At 62.5% G+C, this 26,283-nt stretch carries 23 protein-coding genes; 7 read left to right on the top strand and 16 right to left on the bottom strand.

Going from position 1 to position 26,283, the window contains the following annotated elements:
* Window positions 1-27 precede the first annotated feature (27 nt).
* Together ACEN8Z_RS15400 and ACEN8Z_RS15395 are read right to left on the bottom strand one after the other, a co-directional pair.
* The gene (locus tag ACEN8Z_RS15400) at window positions 28-2,139 is read right to left on the bottom strand and encodes a hybrid sensor histidine kinase/response regulator (protein ID WP_495594741.1); all 2,112 of its coding nucleotides are present in this window, start codon (window positions 2,137-2,139) and stop codon (window positions 28-30) included.
* Window positions 2,140-2,404: 265 nt separating this feature from the next.
* Window positions 2,405-3,094 carry a GntR family transcriptional regulator gene (locus ACEN8Z_RS15395; RefSeq protein ID WP_007987445.1) on the bottom strand — a complete coding sequence of 230 codons (690 nt, stop codon included), beginning with the start codon at window positions 3,092-3,094 and terminating at the stop codon, window positions 2,405-2,407.
* Between the two features lie 140 nt (window positions 3,095-3,234).
* Here ACEN8Z_RS15395 and ACEN8Z_RS15390 point away from each other — a divergent pair, with 140 nt between their 5' ends.
* The 7 genes from ACEN8Z_RS15390 (at window position 3,235) to ACEN8Z_RS15360 (ending at window position 10,619) form a co-directional block, all read left to right on the top strand.
* On the top strand, window positions 3,235-4,320 hold the full coding sequence (locus tag ACEN8Z_RS15390) for an ABC transporter ATP-binding protein (protein ID WP_495594740.1): 1,086 nt from the start codon (window positions 3,235-3,237) through the stop codon (window positions 4,318-4,320).
* Between the two features lies 1 nt (window position 4,321).
* Window positions 4,322-5,239 carry an ABC transporter permease gene (locus tag ACEN8Z_RS15385; protein ID WP_007995937.1) on the top strand — a complete coding sequence of 306 codons (918 nt, stop codon included), beginning with the start codon at window positions 4,322-4,324 and terminating at the stop codon, window positions 5,237-5,239.
* On the top strand, window positions 5,236-6,024 hold the full coding sequence (locus ACEN8Z_RS15380) for an ABC transporter permease (protein WP_057714357.1): 789 nt from the start codon (window positions 5,236-5,238) through the stop codon (window positions 6,022-6,024). The genes ACEN8Z_RS15385 and ACEN8Z_RS15380 overlap by 4 nt, the downstream gene beginning before the upstream one ends.
* A 16-nt stretch (window positions 6,025-6,040) precedes the next feature.
* On the top strand, window positions 6,041-7,123 hold the full coding sequence (locus tag ACEN8Z_RS15375) for an extracellular solute-binding protein (RefSeq protein WP_442099483.1): 1,083 nt from the start codon (window positions 6,041-6,043) through the stop codon (window positions 7,121-7,123).
* A 140-nt stretch (window positions 7,124-7,263) separates the two neighbouring features.
* Entirely contained in the window at window positions 7,264-8,460 is a 1,197-nt protein-coding gene (locus ACEN8Z_RS15370; protein WP_495594739.1) for an amidohydrolase family protein, read from the top strand.
* Window positions 8,457-9,944, top strand: coding sequence for an amidohydrolase family protein (locus ACEN8Z_RS15365; RefSeq protein ID WP_495594738.1), 1,488 nt, complete (start codon window positions 8,457-8,459; stop codon window positions 9,942-9,944). The genes ACEN8Z_RS15370 and ACEN8Z_RS15365 overlap by 4 nt, the downstream gene beginning before the upstream one ends.
* 12 nt (window positions 9,945-9,956) lie before the next feature.
* A complete protein-coding gene (locus ACEN8Z_RS15360; protein ID WP_007995928.1) occupies window positions 9,957-10,619 on the top strand; it encodes a flavin reductase family protein in 663 nt (220 codons plus the stop codon).
* Between the two features lie 120 nt (window positions 10,620-10,739).
* Here ACEN8Z_RS15360 and ACEN8Z_RS15355 read toward each other — a convergent pair whose 3' ends face one another.
* The 14 genes from ACEN8Z_RS15355 to ACEN8Z_RS15290 form a co-directional block, all read right to left on the bottom strand.
* On the bottom strand, window positions 10,740-13,838 hold the full coding sequence (locus ACEN8Z_RS15355) for an error-prone DNA polymerase (protein WP_495594737.1): 3,099 nt from the start codon (window positions 13,836-13,838) through the stop codon (window positions 10,740-10,742).
* Window positions 13,814-15,229 carry a Y-family DNA polymerase gene (locus tag ACEN8Z_RS15350; protein ID WP_495594736.1) on the bottom strand — a complete coding sequence of 472 codons (1,416 nt, stop codon included), beginning with the start codon at window positions 15,227-15,229 and terminating at the stop codon, window positions 13,814-13,816. Before ACEN8Z_RS15350 ends, ACEN8Z_RS15355 begins: the two co-directional genes overlap by 25 nt.
* A gap of 7 nt (window positions 15,230-15,236) precedes the next feature.
* Window positions 15,237-15,854: a translesion DNA synthesis-associated protein ImuA gene (imuA, locus tag ACEN8Z_RS15345; RefSeq protein ID WP_495594735.1), complete on the bottom strand. Its 618-nt coding sequence runs from the start codon at window positions 15,852-15,854 to the stop codon at window positions 15,237-15,239.
* Complete coding sequence (gene lexA, locus ACEN8Z_RS15340; RefSeq protein WP_008016176.1) at window positions 15,854-16,471, bottom strand: transcriptional repressor LexA; 618 nt, start codon at window positions 16,469-16,471, stop codon at window positions 15,854-15,856. Before lexA ends, imuA begins: the two co-directional genes overlap by 1 nt.
* A 159-nt stretch (window positions 16,472-16,630) precedes the next feature.
* Window positions 16,631-16,909 (bottom strand): DUF971 domain-containing protein, encoded by a 279-nt coding sequence (locus ACEN8Z_RS15335; protein WP_495594734.1) that lies wholly within the window; start codon window positions 16,907-16,909, stop codon window positions 16,631-16,633.
* On the bottom strand, window positions 16,906-17,868 hold the full coding sequence (locus ACEN8Z_RS15330) for a HEAT repeat domain-containing protein (protein WP_495594733.1): 963 nt from the start codon (window positions 17,866-17,868) through the stop codon (window positions 16,906-16,908). Before ACEN8Z_RS15330 ends, ACEN8Z_RS15335 begins: the two co-directional genes overlap by 4 nt.
* The gene (locus ACEN8Z_RS15325; protein WP_495594732.1) at window positions 17,865-18,713 is read right to left on the bottom strand and encodes an ABC transporter ATP-binding protein; all 849 of its coding nucleotides are present in this window, start codon (window positions 18,711-18,713) and stop codon (window positions 17,865-17,867) included. Before ACEN8Z_RS15325 ends, ACEN8Z_RS15330 begins: the two co-directional genes overlap by 4 nt.
* Window positions 18,713-19,495, bottom strand: a complete 783-nt coding sequence (locus ACEN8Z_RS15320; protein WP_495594731.1) for an ABC transporter permease — start codon at window positions 19,493-19,495, stop codon at window positions 18,713-18,715. The genes ACEN8Z_RS15325 and ACEN8Z_RS15320 overlap by 1 nt, the downstream gene beginning before the upstream one ends.
* 146 nt (window positions 19,496-19,641) lie before the next feature.
* A complete protein-coding gene (locus ACEN8Z_RS15315; RefSeq protein ID WP_495594730.1) occupies window positions 19,642-21,048 on the bottom strand; it encodes an ABC transporter substrate-binding protein in 1,407 nt (468 codons plus the stop codon).
* 236 nt (window positions 21,049-21,284) lie between these two features.
* A complete protein-coding gene (locus ACEN8Z_RS15310) occupies window positions 21,285-21,530 on the bottom strand; it encodes a 4Fe-4S dicluster domain-containing protein (RefSeq protein WP_003180418.1) in 246 nt (81 codons plus the stop codon).
* Between the two features lie 26 nt (window positions 21,531-21,556).
* Complete coding sequence (locus ACEN8Z_RS15305; protein WP_495594729.1) at window positions 21,557-23,287, bottom strand: fumarate reductase/succinate dehydrogenase flavoprotein subunit; 1,731 nt, start codon at window positions 23,285-23,287, stop codon at window positions 21,557-21,559.
* A 26-nt stretch (window positions 23,288-23,313) separates the two neighbouring features.
* Complete coding sequence (locus tag ACEN8Z_RS15300) at window positions 23,314-24,066, bottom strand: GntR family transcriptional regulator (protein WP_495594728.1); 753 nt, start codon at window positions 24,064-24,066, stop codon at window positions 23,314-23,316.
* 229 nt (window positions 24,067-24,295) lie between these two features.
* Window positions 24,296-25,264: a Gfo/Idh/MocA family protein gene (locus tag ACEN8Z_RS15295; RefSeq protein WP_495594727.1), complete on the bottom strand. Its 969-nt coding sequence runs from the start codon at window positions 25,262-25,264 to the stop codon at window positions 24,296-24,298.
* 15 nt (window positions 25,265-25,279) lie between these two features.
* Window positions 25,280-26,167, bottom strand: coding sequence for a Dyp-type peroxidase (locus tag ACEN8Z_RS15290; protein WP_495594726.1), 888 nt, complete (start codon window positions 26,165-26,167; stop codon window positions 25,280-25,282).
* Window positions 26,168-26,283: the final 116 nt, after the last annotated feature.

Here is a 26,283-nt window from a genome sequence, read left to right as displayed (position 1 = left end):
TTGCCTGCGCCGGCGCTTCCACCGGTTTCAGCCGTTAAGCACCGTACGCACCATTTGCCTGAGTGCTTCGGGATTGTAGGGTTTGCTCAGCAGGTGGGTGTCGGGGCTGAGCTGGTGATTGCGCGAGATGATGTCGCGGGTATGCCCCGAGGTGAACAGCACGGCCACTGGTGGTTCCTGCACTTTCGCCCAGGCCGCCAGATCCGAACTCTTGATCAGGCCGGGCATGACCACGTCGGTGAATATCAGGTCCACCGCCAAGCCTTCCAGCAACATTTGCATGGCGACGTCACCATTGGTGGCCGTGAGGATCTGATAGCCCTCTTCGCGCAACAACTCCACCACCGAGACCCGCACAGCCTCATTGTCTTCGACCACCAGGATGCGTTCGTGCCCGCCCCTTTGCGGCACATCAGGGCTCACCGTTTCACCGGGTGCCGCGCGCAAGGTGCGCGGGAAGTACAACTGCACCCGAGTCCCCTGCCCCACGTTGCTGGCAATTTCGATATGACCGCCACTCTGTTTGACGAAACCAAACACCATGCTCAAGCCCAATCCGGTGCCCTGACCATCGGCCTTGGTGGTGAAGAATGGCTCGAACGCCTGGGCCAGCACCTGCGGCGACATGCCAACGCCGGTGTCTGTCACGGACACCCGCACATAGTCCCCGGCGGCAATGCCCTTGCCGATGCAAAACTTGCGATCCAGGACGATGTTGTCCGCACAAAGATCAATGGTCCCCTCACCCTGCAGGGCGTCCCGGGCATTGATCGCCAGATTGAGAATGGCGTTTTCCAGTTGATTGCGATCGACAAACACATTCCACGAATCTTCGGGCGCCGTCATCTGCACCTGAAGGGTTTCACCCAAGGCGCGCTGCAACAGTTCCGCCAGGCCATCGAAAATCTGCCGCAATGTGAAGACCGCGGGCGACAACGGTTGGCGACGGGCGAATGCAAGCAATTGCGAGGACAGCTTGGCACCGCGTTCGACGGCGGCAATCGACGCCGAGACCCGGCGCTGCACATTGGCGTTATTCGGCTCATGGCGTGCCAACAGGTGCAGGTTGCCAGCGATCACTTGCAACAGGTTGTTGAAGTCGTGGGCCACACCGCCAGTGAGGCCACCGATGGCTTCGAGTTTCTGTGACTGGCGCAGTTGTTCTTCCGCCGCCAGCCGCGCCTCGACCTCATCAGCCACCCGCTGCTCCAGGTTGCGGGTGAACTTGAGCAGGGATTCTTCGGCGGTCTTGCGTTCGTGAATATCGATCAGCACGCCGGGGAACCGAAATGCCTTCCCCTGCTCATCGAATTCGCAGCAACCGCTGGCGAGCACCCAGAAGTAACTGCCGTCGGGACGCTGGATCCGGTACTCGACGTTGTAGGGTTCGCCAGTCTCGACCGACAGTGCGATCCGTTCCTGGACCCAGCTACGGTCGTCCGGATGGATCCGCCCTTCGACGATCTCCTGTGACAGGTTGCCCAAGTCTTGCCCGGGTGGATAAGAGAACGTGCGAGCGAAGCGCTCATCACCCGACAGCACGTTGGTCTTGATGTCCCAGACAAAGGAACCGAGCAAGGCCCCGGCGTTCAACGCCAGGCGCACCCGCTCGTTATCCGCTCGATAAGCGTCTTCGGCCGCCTGCCGCCGGCGTTCGGAAATTACCCGCTCCGTGGTTTCCACCACCATGCCCATGACCCCGGCCGGGCGCCCGTCATCGTCGGCCACCGGACTGTAATAGAGGTCGAGCCAGACATCCTCGGGAACGCCGTCGCGCAGCAATACCAGGACTTTATTGCGATAGGACAAGGTGCCGCCCGCCAGGCAGGTATCCACCACGTGGCGATTGAATTCGGCGACTTCTGGCCAGCCCAGCTCCACCGCAGACCCCAGCAGGTACGGATGACGCCCACCGGCAAACTTGGAGTAAGCGTCGTTATAGATCATGTACCCGGACTGGCCCCAGAGCATCACCATCGGCAGCGAGGACGCGAGCATCAACTGCACCGTGCTGCGCAGGCTCCTGGACCATGAGTCGAGTGGGCCAAGTTCGGTCAGGCTCCAGTCGAACGCACGAATGCGCCCGGCCATTTCGCCGTTCCACCCGGAGCACCCGTGGCTATCCTCTAGAAACTGCATGACTTGGCTCTATCCCGGTCATTTGCACCCGTTTGTTTCGAGCATCCTGCACGCTATTCGTTTCATAGAGGTATAGCTGATTCTGAGGCTTCCTTGTCGAGCCGGGAATCTGTGGCCAATAGAGATCCCTGTGGGAGCGGGCTTGCCCGCGATAGCAGTGTCCCTGCCGCCATATTTGTTGAATGTGCTGACGTATTCGCGGGCAAGCCCGCTCCCACAAGGATCTCCAGTGATTGAAAATCCTTGGTCGTCAAATTCCGGTGCTTTAAACCTCAATCAAGTGCTTGAGCGGGTTGTAGCTGCTTTTCAGGGTGGCCGCGACATCCAGAATCGCCTTCTCGATGCCATTCAAGTGCATGCAGGTCAGCTCGATGGCCGCGCTCTGGTTGCCCGCTTCGATGTACTCGATCAGCCGCAGGTGCTCGTCGTCGCGGCAGGCTTCGTGGCTGTCGTCATCCAGCGCGGCGGCGTACAGCGACGCCCGGGAAATCAGTTTCTGGAACCAGTCGAGCAGCACCGGGTTGTTCAGGCTGCGGGCCAGTTTGATGTGGAACTCGCCGAGCAGGTGAATCAGCCGTTCGTGATCACCGCTTTGATGCGCTTCATCCTCCAGCAACAAGTGATCGCGCAGGTCCTGGGTCACCGCCGTATCGCGACGACGGCACAGTTCGCTGACGATACCGATCTCGATCAAGCGCCGGGTTTCGAACAGCGAACGAATCTCTTCGTCGCTCGGTAACGACACCGACGCACCTTTATTGGGCTCGGTGGTGACCAGTCCGTCAGCCTCCAATTGCTTGAGCGCTGCCCGAACGGACGTGCGGCTGACATTGAAGAGCTCCGCCAGCGAGGCTTCGCCAAGCTTCATTCCCGGACGCAACGAGCGTTTGCTGATCGCCTCGTAAACCCCTTGGTAGACGCGGTCGACTGTGGTTTCCAGTTTCTTTTCCGTCATTCATCAACTCCTTGCGCCCTGTGCAAACAACCCTGGCGAATGAACAGCCTTTGAAAAAGGGGCTTGCACGGGCAGATTAATCCGGGTATCTCTAAATTGCATCCAGATTTTGCATACAATAATTAGAGGAATGCACCATTATGGGTCATCCAGTTGCAATTGAAGTGCGAAACGTCTCCAAGCGGTATTCCGACGATCCGGGGTTGGCGCCCGCCCTCGATAACGTATCGGTGAACATTGCCGACAACGAATTCTTCACCCTGCTCGGCCCCTCTGGCTGTGGCAAGACCACCCTGCTGCGCACCATTGCCGGCTTCGAGCACATCAGCGACGGTGAGATCCGCCTCGCGGGCGAGCCGGTCAACGATTTGCCGCCGTTCAAGCGTCGGGTCAACACGGTGTTCCAGAGTTACGCGCTGTTTCCACACATGAGTGTTGCGCAGAATATCGCCTTCGGCCTCGAGATGCAGGGTCTTGATCGCAAACTGATTCCGCAGCGGGTCGATGAAATGCTCGCGCTGGTGCAAATGCAGCACCTGGCCCGGCGCAAACCGGCCGAGCTGTCCGGCGGTCAACAGCAGCGCGTGGCTCTGGCCCGGGCCCTGGCGCCGAAACCCAAAGTGCTGCTGCTCGATGAGCCGCTGTCGGCGCTGGACCTCAAGCTGCGCAAGGAAATGCAGGTCGAACTCAAGCGCGTGCAGAAAGAAGCCGGGATCACCTTCATTTTCGTTACCCACGATCAGGAAGAAGCGCTGACCCTGTCCGATCGCATTGCCGTGATGTCTGCCGGCAAGATCCTGCAAATCGGCACGCCCAACGAGATCTACGAACGCCCACAGCATCAGTTCGTCGCACAATTCATCGGCGACATCAACTTCCTCCCCGGCCACCTCAAGCGCGGTCAACAGAACGAAAACCTCTTCGTGCCTAACGGCATGCCAGTGGAAATCCCCTGCCAGGCCCAGGGCTTTGCTGGCAGCAAGGTGCAACTGGCGTTCCGCCCCGAGCGTTCGCAACTGGTCGAGCCGACGCAGCCGCATCACCTGCGCGGCGTGATCGAGGCCGTGCTGTATGTCGGCACGGCCACGCTCTATCAATGCCGCTTGAACAATGACATCCAGGTCATGTTGCGCGAGAACAACGAAGGCCTGAACCACGGGCGGGTGGTGGGTGATCGCGTCGCGGTCAACCTGCCGCCCCACGCCTGCCTGTTGATGGAGGCCTGAGATGAGCGTCAGCAGCACTTCCCCAGCTCTCAACCGTGCGCTGCTGCTCAGCCCGGTGGTTCTGACCCTCCTGGCCCTGATCGCCATTCCGCTGGGCATCATGGGCTACATCAGCCTGTTGCCACGCAACGTCTACGGTGGCGTCGACTGGCAGGCCAACTGGCAATTGCAAAGTTACGTGCAGCTGTTTTTCCAGGAAGGTTTCGACGGTGAACTGGAACTGAACTGGGTCTACGCCCAAGCGTTGTTGCGCTCGGTGTTCCAGGCCGGTGGCACCACGGTGTTGTGTTTCCTGTTCGGTTTTCCGGTGGCGTTGTGGATGTCGAGCCTGACACCCCGTCGGCGCAACCTGATGGTGTTGCTGATCACCATCCCGTTCTGGACCAACCTGCTGATCCGCAACTATGCCTGGCTGATCATCCTGCGTGAACACGGCTGGGTCGCCCAGAGCCTCAACGCGCTGTTCCCGCAAGCCGGTGGCATCACCCTGCTCTACAACGACTTCGCGGTCAGCGTCGGCCTGGTCTACAGCTTCCTGCCGTTCATGATCCTGCCGATCTACTCGACCCTGGAAAAACTCGACTGGCGTCTGGTGGAAGCCGCCTACGACCTCGGTGCCAACCGCTGGCACGCGTTGCGCCGGATCATCCTGCCGCTGTCGATGCCGGGCGTGATTGCAGGTGCCTTGCTGGTGTTCGTGCCAAGCCTGGGTGCGTTCATTACTCCGGCGATCCTCGGCGGTGGCAAGACGTTGATGATCGGCAACCTGATCCAGCAGCAATTCGGCACCGCACGCAACTGGCCCCTGGGCAGTTCGCTGTCGTTCCTGTTGCTGGGGATCATGCTGCTGTCCCTGGTGCTCTACGCCCTCTATAGCCGCAATGCCGCCAAGACCCTGCGTCGGGGAGCCCAAGCATGATTGCCCTGCACCTGAAAAAACTGCCCCTGACCCGTGAAGTCAGTCTGCTGATGCTGGCCTATCTGTATCTGCCGATTTTCGTGTTGATCGCCTACAGCTTCAACGCCAACCGCTCGGCGACGGTATGGACCGAGTTCTCGTTCGACTGGTACGGGCGAATCCTGGCCAACCCGTCGATCCAGACCGCGGCGCTGAACTCGATTATCGTCGCCAGCATCGCCACGGTCTGCGCCACGGCCATTGCGTTGCTCGCGGCGCTGGCGACTTACCGGCCGTTCTACGGACAGAAAATGGTCGAGGGCGGGATCAACCTGCCGCTGATCCTGCCGGAGATCGTCACAGCCGTGGCCACCCTGCTGCTGTTCATGGCACTGGGGATCAAGCTCGGTTTGCTGACGGTGATCGTTGCGCACATCGGCTTTTGCATTCCCTTTGCCTACCTGCCGATTCGTGCACGGCTCAACGACCTGGACAAGAGCCTGCTGGAAGCGGCGAACGACCTGTACGCCAACCCGTGGCAGGTGTTTCGCCGGGTGACCTTGCCGTTGCTGTGGCCGGCGGTGCTGTCCGGTTCGGTGCTGGCGTTCGTGGTCAGCCTCGACGATTTCATCATGACTTTCTTCGTCGCAGGTCCCGGTTCGACGACCCTGCCGGTGTACATCTTCTCGGCGATCAAGGCCGGCGTGACGCCGGAGATCAATGCGATCTCGACCCTGATGCTGGTGATTTCCATCGTGCTGGTGGTGCTGGCCTTCTGGCTGGGACAGCGCGGCAAACAACAATAAGCCTGGAGACTTCTTTATGAGCAAGAAAGTGAAAAGCCCCCGTTTTGCTGCTGCCAGTTTCGCCGTTGCCGGTCTGGCCTTGAGTTGCTTCACCGCGTTCACTACGTTCAGCGCCCAGGCCGCCGAGCCCAAGGAGCTGTTCTTCTACAACTGGACCGACTACTACCCGGTCGACCTGCTGGCCAAGTTCGAAAAGGAGACCGGGATCAAGGTCACCATGGACGGCTACGACAGCAACGAAACCCTGCTGGCCAAGTTGCAGGCCGGCGGCGCCGCGTATGACGTGATCGTGCCGTCGCAATCGATCATGCGCACCCTGATCAACCAGGACCTGCTGCTGGAAATCGACGCCTCGACCCTGCCCAACTTCCAGTACGTCAAACCGGCGTTCCGCGACCCGGGCTTCGACCCTGGCCGCAAGTTCTCGGCACCGTACCTGTGGGGCACCACCGGGTTCTCCTATGACAGCGCCCGGGTGCCTGGCGGCAAACTCGACGACTCGTGGAAAGAGTTCTTCGAGCCACGCAAGGAACTGCAAGGCCAACTCGCCGCCCTCGACACCTCCAGCAGCGTGATCAACGCCGCCAGCCACTACCTGAATGTCGACGAATGCAGCGAAAACCCGCAGGACGCCAAGCGCATCCTCGAACTGCTGCAAAAACAGAAACCCTTCCTGAAGATGTACAGCTCGGACAACACCGTCGACCGCATGGCCTCCGGTGAAGTGATCATGATGCAAAACTGGAACGGCTCCACCGCCCGGGCCACCTTGCAGAAGAGCACCATCAAGTACGTCTACCCGCGTGAAGGCCTGGCGATGTTCCAGGACAACTTCGCCGTACCGAAAAGCGCGCCCCACCCCGGCAACGCAAAAATCTTCATCGACTGGATGATGAAACCGGAAAACGCCGCCGCCGTGTCCAATGCCATCGCCTACGACAACGGCATCCAGAGCGACAAGCTGATCGACGCCAAATGGCGGGTGATGGATGCCATCAACATGCCCGACGAATTCGCCTCGCGCCTGCGCCCGGAAAAGGAATGCAGCAACAAGGCGCGTGAGCTGCAGGACCGGATCTGGGCCAAGCTCAAGGGCTGATTGTTTGACTTGAAACCGAGTCGCGGCCATCGCGAGCAAGCTCGCTCCCACAGTGGATCTTCGGCGTTCACAAAATCCCTGTGGGAGCGAGCTTGCTCGCGATGAGGCCCGTCCAGACACCATAAAAATTGAGGTTTGCAATGAATCAACCCCGCTGGCTGCGCAACGTGCGCCCCTACGGCGCCCCCGCCGAAGACCTGCTGATCGAAAACGGCCGGTTCACCCTGCGTCGCCCGGCCTCGACTACCGAGCTGCTGGCCACCGACATCGACGGCCAGAACCAGTTGCTCACCCCCGCACTGGTGGAAAGCCACGTACACCTGGACAAAACCCTCTGGGGTCAACCGTGGCGCCCCAACAGCGCCGGCCCGACCCTCAAGGACTACATTGCCAACGAAAGGCGCATTCTGCGTGAAGTCACCACCCCCATCGCGCAACGGGCCGGTGCCCTGCTGGAAAACTGCATCGCCCGTGGCTCGCTGACCATGCGTTGCCATGTCGACATTGACCCGGAATTCGGCCTGCGTCATGTCGAGGCCATGCAGCAACTGCGTGAAAACTACCGCGACCTGATTGACCTGCAACTGGTGGTGTTCCCGCAAACCGGCCTCATCAGCCGCCCCGGCACCGCCGAACTGATGCGCGAAGCGATGGCCCTGGGCGTGGAGAACGTCGGTGGCCTGGACCCGTGCGGTATCGACAATGACCCCATCGCACAACTCGATTTCGTCTTCAAACTGGCCAGCGAGTTCGACCGTGGCGTCGACATACACCTGCACGACAAGGGTGAGCTGGGCCTGTGGCAGATCGCCCTGATCGCCGACTACACCGAGCGCTTCGGCCGCGAAGGCCGGGTGATGATCAGCCATGCCTACTGCCTGGGGATGTTACCGTGGAGCCAGGTCAAACCTGTGGCCGAGCGCCTGGCGACGCTGGGTATTTCGCTGATGAGCTCGGCCCCGGCCGATTGCGCGGTGCCACCGTTCCTGGCCCTGCGGGAAACCGGTGTGAATCTGTGCCTGGGCTCCGACGGCATTCGTGATGCCTGGTCGCCCATGGGCAACGGCGACATGCTGGAACGGACGATGTTGCTGGCGTTCCGTTTCGATTTGAACAAAGACGAAGAACTGGCGGCAGCGTTCGAAGCGGCGACCGTCAACGGCGCCCAAGCGCTGGGTTGTGAAGCCAATCGCCTGGAGATCGGCCAAGCGGCGGACTTCTTGTTGATGCCGGTGCAAACACTGGGTGAAGCTGTGGTTGCGCGGCCGCTGCGTCAGGTTTATCGCGCGGGTCAGTTGATTGCTGAGGGTGGCCGTTTGCTGGAAAGCCGCCTGTGAGGCGCATCGGCTTGCGGGCCAGTTGCGTGGTCGGCTTCGATGGCATGCAGCATGTGCTGTGGCGCGACGGCGAAGTGGTGTTCGAAGGCTCACGCATCGAGTTTGTCGGACGCGGTTATCCGGGGTCGGTGGATCAATGGATTGATTACGGCAACGCGCTGATCGGTCCCGGCTTCATCGATCTGGATGCCCTTGGCGACCTCGACTCCACGGTGCTGACCCTGGACAACGGCGACGAGCGCGACATGGGCCGGATGTGGTCGGCGGAATATCTGGCGCGTGGATCGCGGGAAAGCTACAGCCCCGAAGAAGAAGTCTTCAAATACCGCTACGCCTTCACCCAGTTGATCCGCAATGGCATCACCACGGCCATGCCGATCACCTCGATGTACTACCGCGAGTGGGCCGAGACCTACGACGAGTTTGCGGCGGTAGCCGGTGTGGCGGCCGAGTTGGGGCTGCGCACCTACCTCGGCCCCTGCTACATGAGCGGCATGAGTTACTGGCGCGCCGATGGAACCCTGGCGCACCACTGGGACGAAGCCAGGGGCATGGCCGGGCTCGATGCCGCCGAACGGTTTTTCCGGGATTTCGATGGCGCGCATAACGGTCTGATTCGCGGTGCACTGCTGCCCGATCGCATCCAGACCTGCACCCCGGCGTTGCTGCAACGCACCGCCGCGCTGAGCCAGGAACTGAACGCACCGATGCGTTTGCACTGCTGTCAGGGTCTCGGTGAAGTAGCGATGGTCGAGCAACTGCGCGGCACTTCGCCACTGGGCTGGTTGCAGCACCTGGAGCTGCTGACCCCGCGCAGCCTGCTGCCCCACGGTATCTACACCCGAGGCGATGATGACCTGCAACGGCTGGTGGATGGCGGCGCGAGCCTGGTGCATTGCCCGGTGGTATTTGCCCGGGACGGCGAGGCGCTGAATTCGTTTGGACACTATCGGGCCAAGGGCATCAACTTCGCCCTGGGCACCGACACCTGGCCGGCGGACTTGCTGGACAACATGCGCCAGGGTTTGAACATCGCCCGGCTGATGGAGGGCGGTAACGACCTGACCAGCACGCTGGATCTGTACAACGCCGCGACACTCGGCGGCGCCAAGGCACTGGGCCGTGATGATCTCGGCCGCCTCGCACCGGGCTGCAAGGCCGATATCACTGTGTTCAACCTGCACGGGATGCACCTGGGGCCGCTTTTCGATCCGCTGAAGAATCTTGTTCTGGCCGGCCGCGGCGATGACTGCATCGCCAGCTATATCGACGGCCGCTGCGTGATGCACGACGGTCAGGTCCAGGGCGTCGACTACCCCGCCCTGCAACGCCAGGCCCAACGCCAATTCGAAAAACTGATGCGCAGTCACAGCGACCGGGCCTTTGGCCAACCGGACTGGAAAAGCCTGTTCCAGCCAGCCATCCCGTTCGCCGACGACTACAGCGCCCACACGCCACTGAGCGCGATCGATCCACTTCTTTAGAGATTTCTGCTCATGCAAAGCTTCGATTTCAGCACCCTGAGCCCACGGGACAAATACAAGATTCTGATCGGCAGCGTCGTGCCACGGCCAATTGCCCTGGTCACCACCGTCGACGGCGAAGGCCGGGTCAACGCGGCGCCGTTCAGCTTTTTCAATGCACTGTCGGCCGATCCGCCCATCCTCGCCCTGGGCGTGGAAAATTACGGCGACCAAAGCCCCAAGGACACCACCCGCAATATCCAGCTCAACCAGGAATTCACCGTGAACATCGTCAGCGACGCGCTGGTGGAGGCCATGAACGTCTGCGCCGTGCCCTTCGCCCCCGGCTTCGACGAATTGACCGCCGCCGGCCTCACCGCCATCCCCGGCACCACGGTCAAATGCCCGCGTATCGGCGAAGCCCCGGTGGCGCTGGAGTGTCGGCGGATGATGGCGCTGTCCATCGGCCAATCCCGGGAGATCATCTTTGGTGAAGTGCTGATGGCGCATGTGCGTGACGAACTGATCGATCCGAAAACCCTGTACATCGATCAGTTGGGGCTTGATGCAATTGGACGGATGGGTGGTCATGGGTATGCGCGCACACGGGATTATTTCGATCTGCCGACGCGGTCGTTGCAGGCGTGGACGGATGCACCGGGGGGCGGGGAGCGGTTTTGGCCGCTGGCCAAGTAAGCCGCTGCTGCACAAAACCTGTGGGAGCGGGCTTGCCCGCGAAGGCGTCGGCACATTCAATATTAACTTGTCTGATACACCGCTATCGCGAGCAAGCTCGCTCCCACAGGAATTGCGGTATTAGTGAAAATCCCGGCTACGCACAGTGATCCCATCCAGCAACGAACTCAGATCACTCAAGCGCCCGGCAATCAGATGCCGCACCTCGCCCTCCTTCTCCCAGCGTCCATCGACCTTGAGCAGTTGCGAGCCGACCAACACCTGGCGTTGCCGCTCGGCCAAGTCGCGCCAGACCACCACGTTGACGTTGCCGAACTCGTCCTCAAGGGTGACGAACGTCACGCCGCTGGCGGTGGCCGGGCGTTGCCGGCCGGTGACCAGCCCGGCGACGCTGACCGGCCGACCGTGCTCTACTTCCAGCAACTCCTTGGAACTGCGGCAGCGCCGCGCCTTCAACTCACCACGCAACAGGGCCAGCGGATGCGGCCCGAGGGTGGTGCCGACACTGGCGTAATCGGCTTGCAGGTCTTCGCCCACGGTGGGCTTGGGCAACGCCACCGCGTCTTCCTCCTGGCGCGGCAGGCCGGCAAACAAACCCAGCTGCTTTTGTACTCCGGCCACTTCCCAGCGTGCCCGGTGCCGGTCGCCGGCCAGGCCACGCAACGCGCCGGCATCGGCCAGTTGCTCCTGGGCACGGGCATCGAGCCGCGCCCGCTCGCCGAGATCGGCGATGTCGGCGAACGCCCCTTTCGAACGAGCCACTTCGATGCGTCGGGCATCGTCCTCGCGAAAGCCCTTGATCATGCGCAGCCCCAAGCGAATCGCCGGTTGCGCAGCGCTGATCGGCTCCAGGCTGCAATCCCAGTCACTGGCACACACGTCCACCGGGCGAACCTGCAAATGATGGCGCCGGACGTCCTGCAGAATCTGGTCCGGGCTGTAGAACCCCATGGGCCAACTGTTGATCAGCGCACAGGCGAAGGCCGCCGGTTCGTGGCATTTCAACCAGCAACTGACGTACGTCAGCAAGGCAAAACTGGCCGCGTGGGACTCGGGAAAACCATAGCTGCCAAACCCCTTGATCTGCTCGAAAATCTGCGCGGCAAACTCGGCGGTGTAGCCGTTTTTTTTCATCCCGGCGGCCAGCCGCTCCTTGTGCGGCTCGAGCCCGCCATGGCGTTTCCACGCGGCCATGGAGCGGCGTAGCTGATCGGCCTCGCCGGGGCTGTAGTCGGCGGCGACGATGGCGATCTGCATCACCTGTTCCTGAAACAGCGGCACGCCGAGGGTGCGCTTGAGCACCACTTCCAGTTCCGGCGACGGATACGCCTCCGGTTCTTCCTTGTTCCGTCGCCGCAGGTACGGGTGCACCATGCCGCCCTGGATCGGCCCCGGCCGAACGATGGCGACCTCGATCACCAGATCGTAAAACGTCTTCGGCCTGAGCCTTGGCAACATCGACATCTGCGCCCGGGACTCGATCTGGAACACGCCGATGGTGTCGGCCCGACCGATCATTTCGTAGGTGGCCGCATCCTCGGACGGGATGGTCGCCAGACTCAGGTCCAGGCTCCGGTGCCGGCGCAGCAGATCGAAACATCGGCGAATCGCGCTGAGCATGCCCAGCGCCAGGATATCGACCTTGAGCAGGCCCACTGCGTCGAGATCATCCTTGTCCCACTGGATGATGGTGCGCTCGGCCATGGCGGCGTTTTCCACCGGCACCAGACTGTCCAGCGGCTGCTCGGAAATCACGAAACCGCCGGGGTGCTGGGACAAATGCCGGGGGAAGCCGATCAACTGCCCCGTCAGGCTCAGCACCCGATGCAGCACCGGACTCTCGGGGTCGAAACCGCCCTCGCGCAGCCGCTCCACGGGCGGCGTTTCATCGCTCCAGTGACCGCAGCAATCGGCCAGGGCGTTGATCTGGTCCGGCGGCAAGCCCAATGCCTTGGCCACATCACGCACCGCACCGGCTGCATGGTAGGTGCTGACCACCGCCGTCAGCGCGGCGCGGGCCCGGCCATAACGCTGGAACACGTACTGCAAGACTTCTTCGCGGCGTTCGTGCTCGAAATCGACGTCGATGTCCGGCGGCTCGTTGCGTTCTTTGGAAAGAAAACGTTCGAACAGCAGCGTGGTGCGGTCCGGGTCGATTTCGGTGATCCCCAGGGCGAAGCACACTGCCGAGTTGGCGGCAGAACCACGACCCTGACAAAGAATCTGTTGCTGGCGGGCAAAGCGGACGATGTCGTGGACTGTCAGGAAATAACTTTCGTAGCCCAACTCGGCAATCAGTTGCAGTTCCTTGTCGATTTGCTTCAGCACCTCGACTGTCGGGCCGTTTCCCCAGCGCCAGCGAATGCCCTCCTCGGTCAAATGACGTAGCCACGAGGTGGCTGTGTGGCCTTGCGGCACCAGTTCGCGGGGGTATTGATAACGCAGTTGGCCGAGGTCGAAGGTGCAACGCCGGGCAATGGTCAGCGTTTGCGCCAGCAAGGCTGGCGGGTAAAGCGCCTGCAGCACGTCGAGGCTGCGCAGATGGCGTTCGCCGTTGGGGTGCAGGCGCAACCCGGCATCGGCCACCGGCAGGTGATGACGGATCGCGGTCATGGTGTCCTGCAAGGCCCGTCGTCCGCGAGCGTGCATGTGCACATCGCCACTGGCCACGGCCGGAACGCGCAATTCCCTGGCCAGTGTCAGCAGATCGTCCAGGCGCCGGGCATCGTCCTGACCGCGATGCAACTGCACGGCCAGCCACAGGCGTTCGGCGAAGACCTGTTTGAGCCAGCGGCCCTGTTCAAAGGCATCGACTGCATCCGGCACCCACAATGCCAGCAGCCCCGGCAACGGTTCGCTGAAGTCTTCGCGCAGCACCTGGTACTGGCCTTTCTGCGTGCGGCGCCGGGCGCGAGTAATCAATCGGCACAGCGCCTGATACCCCTCCAGGCTCTCCACCAGCAGCACCAGTTTCGGACCGTTCTCGATGCGTATTTCACTGCCGATAATCAGCGGCAACTCCACGGACTTCGCCGCTTGCCAGGCGCGAACGATGCCCGCCAGGGTGCATTCGTCGGTAATCGCCAGGGCTTGATAACCCTGTTTTTTCGCTCGCTGGAACAGTTCGAGGGCACTGGAGGCACCACGCTGGAAGCTGAAGTTCGACAGGCAGTGCAATTCGGCATATTCGCGGCTCATGCGAACCAGCCCTGCAACCACAACGGGCCGTCCTCACCGACCGCCCGGTAGGCCCAGCCCTGTTGGCCGGCACGGGTTTCGATCAGGTAATAGTCGCGGCGTACGTCGCCGCCGTCCCACCAGCCGGACTCGATACGCTCCGGCCCCATGAGGATGCGCGCCGAGCCCTGATGCACGGCCAACGGCTCGGTCAGCAGCCAGCCCGGCCGTTTCACCGCGGCCGGCACCGCGCAAGGCTGGCTGTCGGCACTGGCCTGCCACGCGCACTCGGGGCGGTGATCGGCCTGAAAGCGCAAGCCATGCACCGCGTCATCCCCCAGCCGTGCACGCAGGCGTTCGCGCAGTTGCTCCCAGGGCAAGGACTGCTGCGGGCGATCGCCGAACAGTTCCTGATGCTGGGGCACGAAGCTCGGCAAATCCTCGGCGCGCAAGCGAAAGCCGCGCACCGGCGCCTCGACCTGCACTTGCTCCAGCCGCCCCCGGGCCAACTCGAAGAGCATCGCCGGATCGCGCTCGGCACTGAGCAGGCCGACCTTGATGACCGTATCCGGCAACCCGGCATGCTCCAGATGCAGGTCGAAACGCTGTACGCCGCTGTCGCGACCGCAGAGGAACGCCGACAGGTCGCCCGTCAACCGGCGCAACGGAAACAGCAGGGCTTGATGGGACTGCACATCGAAATTGAGCTCGATACGCACATCGAAACGGTCCGGCGGCAGGTAAAACGCCAGCGCCAGCCGCCGCGTGCCAAGCAACGCATCCAGGTGCTTGAGCACCTGGGCCTCGAAACGCCGGGCCAGGCTATGTCGGGGCAACGCCTGCACCTGGCTCAAGGTGCGCAAGCCCATGCGCGACAAGGCCGTGGCGACCGGTGCTTCGAGGCCGATCCGGTCGACGGGCATTTGCCCAAGGTGATGCTGCAAGGCTTGATCGTCCGGCACCACCAGACCGTCATAGGCGTTGGCCAGCACCCGCGCCGCCATCGGGTTGGGCGCGGCCACGATGCGGTGCCGAAACCCCAGCTCACCGAGCTCACGGCGCAAAAGCGCTTCGAATTGCGGCCAGGCGCCGAACAGTCCCAGGCTGGATTCGATTTCAAACACCAGCGCCCGTGGGTAATGCACGCTGACCTGGGAACTGAAGCGGTAGGCCCAGGCGGCGAGAAACTGCTGCCAGTGTTCGATTTCGGTGGCGTCGTATTCCGCCGTGACAAAGCCTTTGCTCAAGGCCTGCGCCGCACTCATGGACTGACCGGGACGCAAACCCAGCGCCCGCGCCGCACCGTTGACGGCCTGCAGCACCCGGCGCTGGGCCGGGCCGGTCAGCAAGGCCAGGGGCTCATCGGGGTCGACGCGCTGACGCAGTACCGCGTCCAGCGCCAATTGCGGGAAAACAATGCAGACCCAGCGCATGGCAACCTCAATGCCCCACGGCGAAGGCAATCGGCGCCGAACGGGCCAGGCCGCCGCGGCACTTGAGCACGCGCAGTTGTGCCGGTTGAGCATCGATGGCAATGCGCAAGGCCGCTGGCGAAGGATTGATCGCTTCACCGATGGGGCGATAGGCGAAGGCCAGGGTCTGGCCGGTTTCCGCCGCCACCTGCAAGCGGCGCAAGGCGCGGTCGTCGGCCTTGGGTGGCCAGCACAGCACCGCGCCGCAACTGCCCGAACGCAGGCATTGTTCCGCAGCCCACAGCGCGTCGCGCTCGCTGGCCTGGATGATCGACAACTGACGCAGATCCACCCCGGCGCTCTGCCACGCCTGGGGGTACGGTACGTAAGGCGGCGCCACCAGCACGATGCACTCGCCCGCCGCCGACAGCCGTGCCAGCGTCGGCCACACCAGTTGCAACTCGCCCACCCCCTGCCCGGCCAACAGGATTTCCGTCAGCGCCGCCTCTGGCCAGCCACCGTTGGGCAATGCCGCGTCCAGTGCGGCATGCCCGGTGGGTTGCGGGCTGGCGGCCGGTGGCGCAGGCCGGCCCTTCCAGACCTGGCCACCATTGAACAGCGTATCCAGCGCAACGACGGCCCCCATCAGCCTTGCCTCACCAGGCCACAGAACACGCCTTCGATGGCCAGGTCCCGGTCGGCTTCGACAATGATCGGCCGGTAGGCCGGGTTGCGTGGCAACAGGCGAACCACATCGCCGACCCGCTCGAAGCGTTTGATGGTGACTTCGCCGTCGAGCCGCGCCACGACGATCTGGCCGTTGAGCGCCTCGGGGTTGCGGTGCACGCCCACCAGATCGCCGTCGAGAATGCCGTCCTCGATCATCGAATCGCCCCGGACCCGCAACATGTAGTCCGGCACCCGAGAGAAGATCGACGGATCAAGCAGCAAACGGCTGTGCACCTCGGCATCGGCACCGATCGGCGCACCGGCCGCCACCCGGCCAAGTACCGGGATGTCCAGCAACTCGGGACGCGGCGGCTGCCCGAGCAGGCGAATGCCCCGGGCCTGATGCGGGTTGACCTCGATAAACCCGGCTTCGGTCAGCGCCAGCACATGCTTGCGCGCCACGCTGCGGGAGGCGAAACCAAACGCCTCGCTGATTTCAGCGAGGCTCGGAGGCTGACCGTGCTCGGCGATGCGATCGCGGATGAAGGTCAGGATGGCGGTACGGCGGGGAGTCAGAGTCGTCATGGAGTACATTTGTACTCTTTCGGCTTTTGCCTGGCAAGGACCGTCAATCATCTGGTCGATAACCTGTGGGAGCGGGCTTGCTCGCGACGGCGGTGGATCAGCCAATGAAGTATCGACAGACACACCGCTTTCGCGAGCAAGCCCGCTCCCACACTGGATTTCAGTGGCTCAAGGGGTGAGTTGTGCCAGATACGCCCACGGATAAATCCCGCGCTCATGGCCATCGCTGAAGACCAGTTGCAGGCCATAGCCCTGCGGATTCAGTTCGATCACCCGCACCCGGGCATCCACCAACGGCGCCATCCCCCGCATACGAAACGCCCGGCACTGCGAACACGGGCACTGACGACGCAGCTCGGCGTGGTCCAGCCACTGTTCGCGGCCATCGGGCCAGTTCAATCGCAGCAGCTGCCTACCCTGCGAATTACCCACCGCCAGCGGATTCATTGCAGTTGACTCAAGGCAATGCGCACGGCCTTGCGCACTTCAGGGTCGCCGTCGTGTTGCGCGGCCTGTAATGGCGCGATGGCCCGTGGGTCGTTCAATTCGCCCAGGGCCAACGCGGCTTCCTTGCGCAGGTTGCTGATGCGGTGGCCGAGGGTGTCGATCAGCGCATCGAGCGCAGGTACAAAACGCAAGCGGCCGAGGCTGCGGGTGGCGCGCAGACGCACTTGCCAGTAATCGTCGTCCAAGGCGTCGATCAGGGCCGGGCCGGCGTCGGGATGGCCGACCTTGCCCAGGGTGGTGGCGGCTTCTTCGCGGACTTGCCAGGCATCGTCCCGCAAGGCCTGGCGCAGGGCCGGCAGCACCTGTGCGTCAGACGCCAGGCCCAGCGCCCCGGTGGCGGCACGCCGCACGTCGGTGTCCGGGTCAGCGCTGGCCAACCGCGCCAGTGCCGGCAAGGCATCGAGTTGCTTGAGCCAGCCGAGTACGCCCACCGCCTCGCGACGCACGCTGGCGCTTTCATCGTCCAGTGCCCGGGCAGCCGCGTCGGCGGCATCGGGGCAACGCAACTCGCGCAACGCTCGGAACGCGGCAATGCGTACGCCGATGTCGGCGTGCCCGGTCCACGGCAGAATGACCCGGCCCGCCGCTTCGCTCTTGAGCAAGCTGAGGCTTTGCGCAGCGGCCGCCTGCACCGCCGGGGATGGATCCGTCAGGGCCTGGCACAACGCTTCGACCACGGGCGCGTCCTCCCAGGCTTCCAGTAACCGCGCGGCTTCGGCGCGAACGTCTGCACTCGGGTCTTCGGCCAGTCGATCGATCAACCACTGCAGGCCGTCCGGCTCCTCGAGATCGGCCAGCTCGATCAGTGCGATCCGGCGCACGCCGGGGTCGTCATCGGTCAGGCGCGGTTGCAGGGCAAGAATGTCGTCGTTATCGGTAACATCGAATAGAGAGGTCATAGGGCAAATCGCGGCAGTTTGTTTTCAGGGGGAAGTCCGAGCGGGTTCAGGCGCGGCAGCTGCCGACCGTCTTCGTGCCGCAGGAGTTCGAGGCAATGACGCTTGAGGTGCGAGAATTCAGGGCGGGTCACCAGTTCCGTGCTGCGCGGCCTGGGGAACTCCAGGCGCAGGTCTTCGATGATTCGGCCGGGACGCGGGCTCATGACCAGCAAGCGATCGGCGAGGAACAGCGCTTCGTCGATGTCATGGGTGACAAACACCACGGTGGTGCGGATGCGCGTCCAGATGTCCAGCAGCAGTTCCTGCATGTTCAACCGGGTCAGGGCATCGAGGGCGCCGAAGGGTTCGTCCATCAGCAACAGGCGCGGACGGTTGACCAGCACCCGGGCAATTTCCACCCGTTGCTGCATGCCGCCGGAGAGCTGGTCGGGCCAGCGCCCGGCAAAGCCTTCAAGGCCCACCAGCGCGAGGATTTCATCCGCCGCCTTGTGCCGTTCGACCTTGCCGACGCCGCGCATTTTCAAGCCGAACGCTACGTTGTCACGCACCGTGCGCCAGGGAAACAGGGTGTGCTGCTGGAACACCATGCCGCGTTGTGGCGATGGCCCAGACACCGGCGCGCCATCCACGTTCAAGGTGCCGCTGCGCGGTTGCAGGTGGCCGGCCAGGGCGCCAAGCAAGGTGGACTTGCCACAACCGGACGGCCCGAGAATGCACACGAACTGGCCCGGTTCAATCTGGCAATCGAGGCCCTGCACCGCTTCGAAAGCCCCGTGGCCCTCGCCCAGGCTGATCGACAGCCCGCGTATATCGATACGCCCTTCCAGGTGTTGAAAAACGCTCATCAGGCTTTTCCTCGCGGTCGATGCCAAGGTGTGAAGAACCCACCCAGGCGTTTGATCAACAGGCTGCTGCCCATCCCGAGCACGCCGATCAGCAACATGCCGACCACGATGTCGGCGTAGTTCTGGATGGTGTAGGACTCCCAGGTGTAATAGCCGATGCCGAATTGGCCGGAGATCATTTCCGCCGTCACCAGGCAGAACCACGAGGTGCCCATGCCGATGGCCAGGCCGGTGATGATGCTCGGCGCCGCGCCCGGAAGTACGACCTCCAGCAGGATGGCCCGACGCCCTGCCCCGAGGCTTTTCGCCGAGGCGACCAGCCGTGGGTCGACGCCTTCGACGCCGTGCACGGTGTTGAGCAGGATCGGGAACAGTGCGCCGGTAAAGGTGATGAACACCATCGACAATTCCGACGAAGGGAACATCAGGATCGCCAGGGGAATCCACGCCACCGCCGGGATCGGGCGCAGCACTTCCAGGGGTGGCAGCAATAGATCTTCGGCCCATTTCGAGCGGCCGATGGCCAGGCCCACGGCCACGCCAATGATCAGCGCCGCGAGGTAACCGGCGAACACCCGGCCGAGACTGCTGCCCAGGTGCTGGGCGAGTTTGCCGGAGTCGCCGAGGCCGAGGGCGGCTTCAATGACCGCCAAGGGTGTCGGGACGTTGGCGAAGGTCACCAGGCCAAGGTTCCAATGGTGGCTGGCGGCGAGTTGCCAGAACAGCAGGCAGAGCAGCAGTGAAGCGGCTCTGGGAATCCAGCGTGAATATGATCGGTACACAATTTTTCCTCTCAACCCACCTCCTGTAGGAGCGAGCTTGCTCGCGAAGAACGCCAACGATTACGCGCTCTGTCTGACGGATCGCGTTGTCCGGACGTTTTTAGCGAGCAAGCTCGCTCCTACAGGGGGCTGTGGTGTTTCGGCGGTTAGCGGGCGGCCACGGCCTGTGTGGTGGCATCGGCGAAGTCGAACACTTTGCCGCCCTGCGCCGTGGCGAACTGCTGGGCCTGGCCTTTGAGCAGGAACGCACTGAGTCGCCCCTTGGCATCGGTGGCAAACCACGCCTGATCCGCCAGCAACTTGATCCCGCTGTCGCTGGCCTGGGTGTACACCGCGCGGATGTTCTTGCCTTCCTGCTTGAGGCTGGCCAACGCGGCAAAGGCCGCTTGCGCCGAGGCGTATTGACGAACTTTCGGCTCGCCACGCACCCAGATTTCCGCCACGTGACTGAAGTCGGTGATGGCCTTGCCGCTGGAGGCATCGACGGCCTTGAGCGGCGTCTGCTGATAGTTCGCAAGCTGCGCGCTGTAGTCCAGGTTCGAGGCCTTGAAGGCGGCGCGGATGTACTGGTCGTCGATGAAGGTGTTGAGATCGAGACCGCGATCGGCCTTCTTCAACAACTTGAGGGTGTCGATGGCGGTGCCCACGGCCTGACGGTATTCCGGTTTCCAGCTCAGGTCGCGGGTCTGCACGCCGAGGGGACCATGGAACAGGTAATTGACCTCGGCATCGACCCCGGTGACCCTGGCGATCAGCTCGCTGTATTTCTCCGGTTCAGCCGCCAGCAGTTGGTTGGCTTCGATACTCGCCCGCAGGTAAGCGACGACGATTTCCGGGTACTGCTTCGCATAGGCCTGATCGACCAGCGCACCGTGAAAGGTCGGCGCATTGGCCTGGGAGCCGTCATAAATCTTGCGCGCGAAACCACGGCTCGGGAACAGTTCGGCGAAGGGCACGAAGTCGGCGTGAGCATCGATCTTGCCAGCCTGCAACGCGGAGCCGGCGACTTCCGGCGGCTGGGCGATGATGTTCACGTCCTTGAGCGGGTCCCAGCCCTGGGCCGCGACGGCGCGCAGCAACAGGCCATGGGCGGTGGAAGCGAACGGTACGGAAATGGTCTTGCCTTTCAGCTCTGCCAGCGACTGCACGCCCGATGCGCTTGGCACCACGATGCCATTGCCGCTGCCCTTGATGCTGCCCGACAGCACGCTGATAAACAGACTGTGCTTGCCCGCCGTTTCGAACGCGACACCGTTGAAGGCACCGGGGAAATCGGCCATGGCGCCGAAGTCGAGTTTGCCCGCCACCATCTCGTTGGTCAGGGGTGCGCCGCTGGTGAAGTTTTTCCACTGCACGTCGTATTGGGCGTCTTTGTAAGGGCCGTCGTGGGGCAGGTATTTGTCCAGCAGCCCGAGTTCGCGAATCAACAACCCGCCGGCGGCGCAGTTGATGGTGGTGTCCTGGGTGCCGATGGCAATGCGGATGGTTTCGGCCGAGGCCGACAGGGTGAATGAAGCCAGTACCAGACCGGCCAAAGCTGCACGCAACATCATGAGTGTTTCCCCTCGAATCATTTATTGGATGTTCGTCTCCGCCACGATCAGGGCGCGGTGGGAAACGAGGGGTGTTTTGAATCAGGCGTCCGGTGGTGGCCGGATGGCTTTAAATATTATTTGAACTGACGCTATCGCGAGCAAGCTCGCTCCCACAGGTTTCGTGGGTGTATGCAAGACCGGTGGCCGACAGAGACATTGTGGGAGCGGGCTTGCCCGCGATGGCGTCCTGTCAGTCAGCGCAATAAATAAGGGATCTCCACTTTCACGGCCCCGGTCGGGCAGTCCTTTTCACAGGGCATGCAGTACCAGCATTCGTCGAACGCCATGTAGGCCTTTTGCGTGGCCGGGTTGATCGCCAGCAGGTCCATCGGGCAAACGTCGACGCACACGGTGCAGCCTTTGTGGGCGATGCATTTGTCTTCATCGACCGTGACGGGTGCGTTGGAGCGGAAGAAGATTTCCTGGGGTTGGTAAGCCATGTTCGGTCTCTCTTTTGTGGTCGGCATCAAGCCGCATCGGCACCGACCCGCAGCCGGTCGTAGGCCTGCATCTCGTCGGCATCCAGCGGGATGATGTAAGGCTCGACGGCTTTCCTGAAACTGCTCATCAAACCGTTTTCGTCTTTCTTCAAGTGGCAATGGCAGAACCAGTCGCGGTCGTTACGTTGTGGGTGATCGACGCGATAGTGGTAAAGCCCCCAACGGCTTTCGGCGCGGAACAATGAAGCGCGGGCGGCCATTTCGGCGCAGTCGCGGATCATGCTGACTTCCATGGCGCGCATCAGTTCGTGGGCGTTGTGGGCCTTGATCTGGTCGAGGTCGCGCTGGATATCGCTGAAGCGTTGCAGGCCGATCTGCATCTTCTTCGTCACTTTCGGCGGTTGCAGGTAGTCGTTGACGAAGCGCCGCAGCTTGTATTCGACCTGGGCCGGTGGCAGGCCGTGTTCGCGGTCCAGCGGTGCATAGACCCGTTGTTTTTCGGTTTCGATCTGCCGGGCATCCAGTGCCGAAAACTCGCGCCCGGCGACAAAATCCGCCGCGTTGTTGCCGGCGAACCAGCCATAGGTGAACGCGCCGAGCATGTAGTTGTGCGGCACCGCGGCCATGTCACCAGCCGAGTACAAGCCCTTGACCGAGGTTTCGGCCTTCTCGTTGACCCACACACCCGAGGCCGAATGCCCGCTGCAAAAGCCGATTTCCGAGATGTGCATCTCGACCATCTGCGTGCGGTAGTCGGTGCCGCGATTGGCATGGAACTGGCCGCGACTCGGCCGCTCGTTGCTGTGCAGGATCTCTTCGATGTTCTGGATGGTTTCCTCGGCCAGGTGATCGAGCTTGAGAAACACCGGCCCATTGCCGCTTTCCAGCTCCTGGTGAAACTCCCACATCATCTGCCCGCTCCAGTAGTCGCATTCGATGAAGCGCTCCCCCTTGTTGTTGGCGGTGTAGCCACCCAAGGGGCCGGTGACATAGGCGCAGGCCGGGCCGTTGTAATCCTTGATCAGCGGGTTGATCTGGAAGCATTCCAGGTTCGCCAGTTCAGCCCCGGCGTGGTAGGCCATCGAGTAGCCGTCGCCGGCATTGGTCGGGTTTTCGTAGGTGCCCATCAGGTAACCGGATGACGGCAACCCCAGGCGTCCGGCAGCACCGCAGGCGAGGATCACCGCCTTGGCCTTGATCACATGGAAGTCCGCCGTGCGGCAGTCGAAGCCCATCACGCCATTGACCGCGCCCTCCTCATCCGTCAGCAAACGCGTGCAAACCAGGCGATTGGTGATGCTCACCCGCGCGCGCTTCAACTGCCGATAGAGGACTTTCTTGATGTCGTGCCCTTCCGGCATCGGCAACACGTAAGCGCCCATGTGGTGAACCTTCTTTACCGCGTAGTCGCCGGTTTCGTCCTTCTCGAACTTCACGCCCCAGCGGTCCAGTTGCTCGATGGTTTCGAAGCTGTGGGTGGCATAGGCGTACACCGCGGCCTGGTTGACGATGCCGTCGTTGGCGATGGTGATTTCCTTGGTGTATTGCTCCGGTGTCGAGTGACCGGGAATGATCGCGTTGTTCAGGCCGTCCATGCCCATGCTGATCGCGCCGCTGCGCTTGACGTTGGCCTTGTCGATCAGCAACACCCGCAGGTCGCGGTTGCGTTCCTTGGCCTTGATCGCCGCCATGGGACCGGCGGTGCCACCGCCGATCACGACGATGTCGTATTCCTGTTCGAGGGTGCTTCTAGTCATGGAGCTGCCAGTCATTGAGCTATGGGTCATGCCTGATCCCCTTTGTGCCGGTCGATCCGCAGGCGGTACTGGAAGGCATCGCCACGGTAGTAAAGGTGTTCGAAGTCCAGTGGGCGACCGTCGACATCATGGGTCAGGCGCTCGATTCGCATGATCGGCGAGCCGGGCTCGACGTTCAGCGCCCGGGTCAGGTCACTGTCGGCCAGTACCGCATCGATGGCCAGATCGGCGTGTCCCAGGGCCAGGCCGCAGTCGTTTTCCAGGATCAGGAAGATGTCGCGGGTGACCAGGTCGGCTTTTTCCAGGCGCTCACCAATGGCCTTGGGCAGGTAAGTGATTTCCAGGGAAACCGGCTCGCGGTTGATCAGGCGCACCCGTTTGATCTGCGCCACGGTCTCGCCTACGGCGACCTGCAAACGCTCGGCCACCCGCTTGTCGGCGGCAATGAATTTGAAGCTGCGCAGACGGTTGATCACCTCGTAGCCGCGACCGGTCATGGACTCGGCCAGGCCTTGCAGGGTGCCGACGTTCTGGAAGGTCTTCGGCTTGGCGACGAAGGTGCCTTTGCCGTGGATCCTGAAAATCAGCCCTTCCTTTTGCAGGTCACCCAAGGCCTGGCGCACGGTGATGCGGCTGACCTTGAACAACACGCCGAGTTCGCTCTCGGAGGGCATCTGGCTGTCTTGCGGGTATTCACCGTCGAGGATGCGGGCGCGCAGCACGTCTCGCAGCTGTGTGTGCAACGGGACACTGCTCAGGGATAGAACGTTATCGGTCATGGCAGATCACTTGTTATAACGAGTTATGACGTGATCTTAGAGAAGCGCTGTGCCGGATGAGAAATACTGTTTGCGCATAAGGTTAGATTCGACGCGATCCCTGTGGGAGCGAGCTTGCTCGCGAAAGCGCCGACACATCCAGCATTGATACTGGCTGACACACCGTCATCGTCGGAACGCCGCCCGGAGCAAGCTCGCTCCCACAGGGGGTTATGTGTGGTCTGAAGGATCAGTGGCGCTTGAGGATCTGGTCCATCACCCAATCGGTCTTCAGCGCCTGCTCGGCCACGGCGGGGTGCTGAGCCTCACCACGAATATGCGCATTCATGCCCAATACGTGGTGCCACTGAATGTGGGCGTGATGCTCGATGTTCAGGCTGAGGTGTTCGTCGGCGTGCAGCTCGACAGGGTGTTCATCGAACACTGAAAAGGTGATCCGGCCTTGACTGCCAATCACTTCGACACGGTCTTCGCGGCGGTCTGCAACGAAGTTCCAGCAACCCATCCCCAGTGCCCCGCTGGCAAACCGCCAAGTGGCGCTGACGGCATCTTCGGCCGCGTACAAACCGGCCTGCCGTGCGGTGAACCCGGCGACTTCGACGATATCGCCGAACAGATACTGAAACAGGTCCAGGCCATGGCTGGCCAGATCCGCGAAGTAGCCCCCGCCGGCAATCGCCGGGTCGGTACGCCAGTTATCAGTGCCGTTCCGGTCCGCTGCCGATGGAGCTTTGGTGAGCGTCCAGGTCAAGTGCCGGACCTCGCCGATCCGCCCCTCCTCCAGCCATTGCCGCACTTGCCGGAAGCGTGGCAGCGAACGTCGGTAATAGGACACGAACAAGTGCAGCCCGGCATCGGCAAACACCTGCTGCATCTCGCGGCTTTGTCCGGCATTCAGCGCCATCGGCTTTTCGACGCAGCAATGCTTGCCGGCGGCGGCCACCTGCAAGGCGTAAGCGTGATGACTGTCGGGCGGCGTGGCGATGTACACCGCGTCGACCTCGGGATCGTTGATCAACGCTTGCACATCGGTGTAGACCCGCGCGATGCCGTGGCGCGCGGCATAGTCGGTGACAGCGTCCAGGCGCCGCCCCATCACCGCCACCAACGCCGATCCAGGCGCCTTGTAGAAGGCCGGCCCGCTTTTGCGTTCAGCGACACTGCCACAACCGATCATGCCCCAGCGCACCATGCTCATAGCTCTCCCCGATGCTTAGCCGATGCGCAACGCGCGCAGGTCCAGTCGACCGTCCTTGAGTGGCGGACACCAGTAGTAGCCACCGGTGATCGGACGGCTGATGCGGTACAAACCGTCGGTGATGCCGTCTTCCAGGCCACTCATGCGGCGCAGTTGGGCTTCGAAGGCGTCGAGGGAAAAGCCGAAGGCCAGGAACATCAGGCCGGCGCGGTCGCCTTCGATCCACGGCATCGAACGGCGCACCACGAAGGCTTCAGGCGCAAAGCTTTCCTGGGCAGTACGTTTGACGTGGGCGGAAACCGGCGCATCGTCGATCTCTTCGTTATCGCTCAAGCGGCGACCCATGATGTTGTCCTTCTCATGGGACGGCAACGCGTGGAAGCCTTTGAGGTCATGCTGCCACTGCTGGATCGCGGCGAAGCTGCCACCCACCAGACCGTCGGCGCCTTCGCTCAACAGCGCGGCAGCGACAGCGGCTTCGTCGTGGGGGTTTTCGGTGCCGTCTTCGTAACCGGTGAGGTCGTGGCCGTTCAGGTGGCGGAAGGTTTCATTCATCTGCACCAGACGCAGGGCTGGCGCGAGTGCGGCTTCGATGGCCTGGCTGCGATTGAGCAACTCACCACGGTCAACGCCGTGCAACCAGCACCACAGTGCGTGCTGCGTCGATGGGTTGTCGACGCCAACACCGGTCAACGCCGGAAAGGTTCGCAGGCCGTCGATCCGGCCATGCAGCGCATTGACCAGCGACTCACCGAAGCCAGCGACAGCCGATTTCCCGTCCACCAGTTGCATCAAGTTGTCGAGCGCAACCGGCAATGCTTCGACGGATTCGAGGGCGAAGAACATATGGCGAGCTTGAGGCGGAACGGGGGTGGCGAGGATGCCCGGCTGGTAATAACTCATATGAACTCCTTGAAAAAGAGCATGGAGTTTAACCGGAGTACGAGGGTTTGTGTGCCGTCAGGGGCCACAGAAGCCCCCTCGCCACAAAAAGAAGACGCTGCCCGCCAAAGCCAAAC

The organism is Pseudomonas sp. Pseusp10 (assembly GCF_059492225.1).
The sequence above is the reverse complement of the archived record's forward strand: the minus strand, read 5'-3'. Positions and strand labels throughout refer to the sequence as shown.

Coding starts and splice junctions, on each gene's coding strand:
- ACEN8Z_RS15370 (WP_495594739.1), top strand. CDS start 7,264: ATGAATCAACCCCGCTGGCTGCGCAACGTGCGCCCCTACGGCGCCCCC.
- ACEN8Z_RS15290 (WP_495594726.1), bottom strand. CDS start 26,167: ATGAGTTATTACCAGCCGGGCATCCTCGCCACCCCCGTTCCGCCTCAA.
- ACEN8Z_RS15295 (WP_495594727.1), bottom strand. CDS start 25,264: ATGAGCATGGTGCGCTGGGGCATGATCGGTTGTGGCAGTGTCGCTGAA.
- ACEN8Z_RS15300 (WP_495594728.1), bottom strand. CDS start 24,066: ATGACCGATAACGTTCTATCCCTGAGCAGTGTCCCGTTGCACACACAG.
- ACEN8Z_RS15325 (WP_495594732.1), bottom strand. CDS start 18,713: ATGAGCGTTTTTCAACACCTGGAAGGGCGTATCGATATACGCGGGCTG.
- ACEN8Z_RS15375 (WP_442099483.1), top strand. CDS start 6,041: ATGAGCAAGAAAGTGAAAAGCCCCCGTTTTGCTGCTGCCAGTTTCGCC.
- ACEN8Z_RS15380 (WP_057714357.1), top strand. CDS start 5,236: ATGATTGCCCTGCACCTGAAAAAACTGCCCCTGACCCGTGAAGTCAGT.
- ACEN8Z_RS15350 (WP_495594736.1), bottom strand. CDS start 15,229: ATGCGCTGGGTCTGCATTGTTTTCCCGCAATTGGCGCTGGACGCGGTA.
- ACEN8Z_RS15385 (WP_007995937.1), top strand. CDS start 4,322: ATGAGCGTCAGCAGCACTTCCCCAGCTCTCAACCGTGCGCTGCTGCTC.
- lexA (WP_008016176.1), bottom strand. CDS start 16,471: ATGTACTCCATGACGACTCTGACTCCCCGCCGTACCGCCATCCTGACC.
- ACEN8Z_RS15305 (WP_495594729.1), bottom strand. CDS start 23,287: ATGACTAGAAGCACCCTCGAACAGGAATACGACATCGTCGTGATCGGC.
- imuA (WP_495594735.1), bottom strand. CDS start 15,854: ATGGGGGCCGTCGTTGCGCTGGATACGCTGTTCAATGGTGGCCAGGTC.
- ACEN8Z_RS15390 (WP_495594740.1), top strand. CDS start 3,235: ATGGGTCATCCAGTTGCAATTGAAGTGCGAAACGTCTCCAAGCGGTAT.
- ACEN8Z_RS15360 (WP_007995928.1), top strand. CDS start 9,957: ATGCAAAGCTTCGATTTCAGCACCCTGAGCCCACGGGACAAATACAAG.
- ACEN8Z_RS15310 (WP_003180418.1), bottom strand. CDS start 21,530: ATGGCTTACCAACCCCAGGAAATCTTCTTCCGCTCCAACGCACCCGTC.
- ACEN8Z_RS15330 (WP_495594733.1), bottom strand. CDS start 17,868: ATGACCTCTCTATTCGATGTTACCGATAACGACGACATTCTTGCCCTG.
- ACEN8Z_RS15395 (WP_007987445.1), bottom strand. CDS start 3,094: ATGACGGAAAAGAAACTGGAAACCACAGTCGACCGCGTCTACCAAGGG.
- ACEN8Z_RS15400 (WP_495594741.1), bottom strand. CDS start 2,139: ATGCAGTTTCTAGAGGATAGCCACGGGTGCTCCGGGTGGAACGGCGAA.
- ACEN8Z_RS15315 (WP_495594730.1), bottom strand. CDS start 21,048: ATGATGTTGCGTGCAGCTTTGGCCGGTCTGGTACTGGCTTCATTCACC.
- ACEN8Z_RS15335 (WP_495594734.1), bottom strand. CDS start 16,909: ATGAATCCGCTGGCGGTGGGTAATTCGCAGGGTAGGCAGCTGCTGCGA.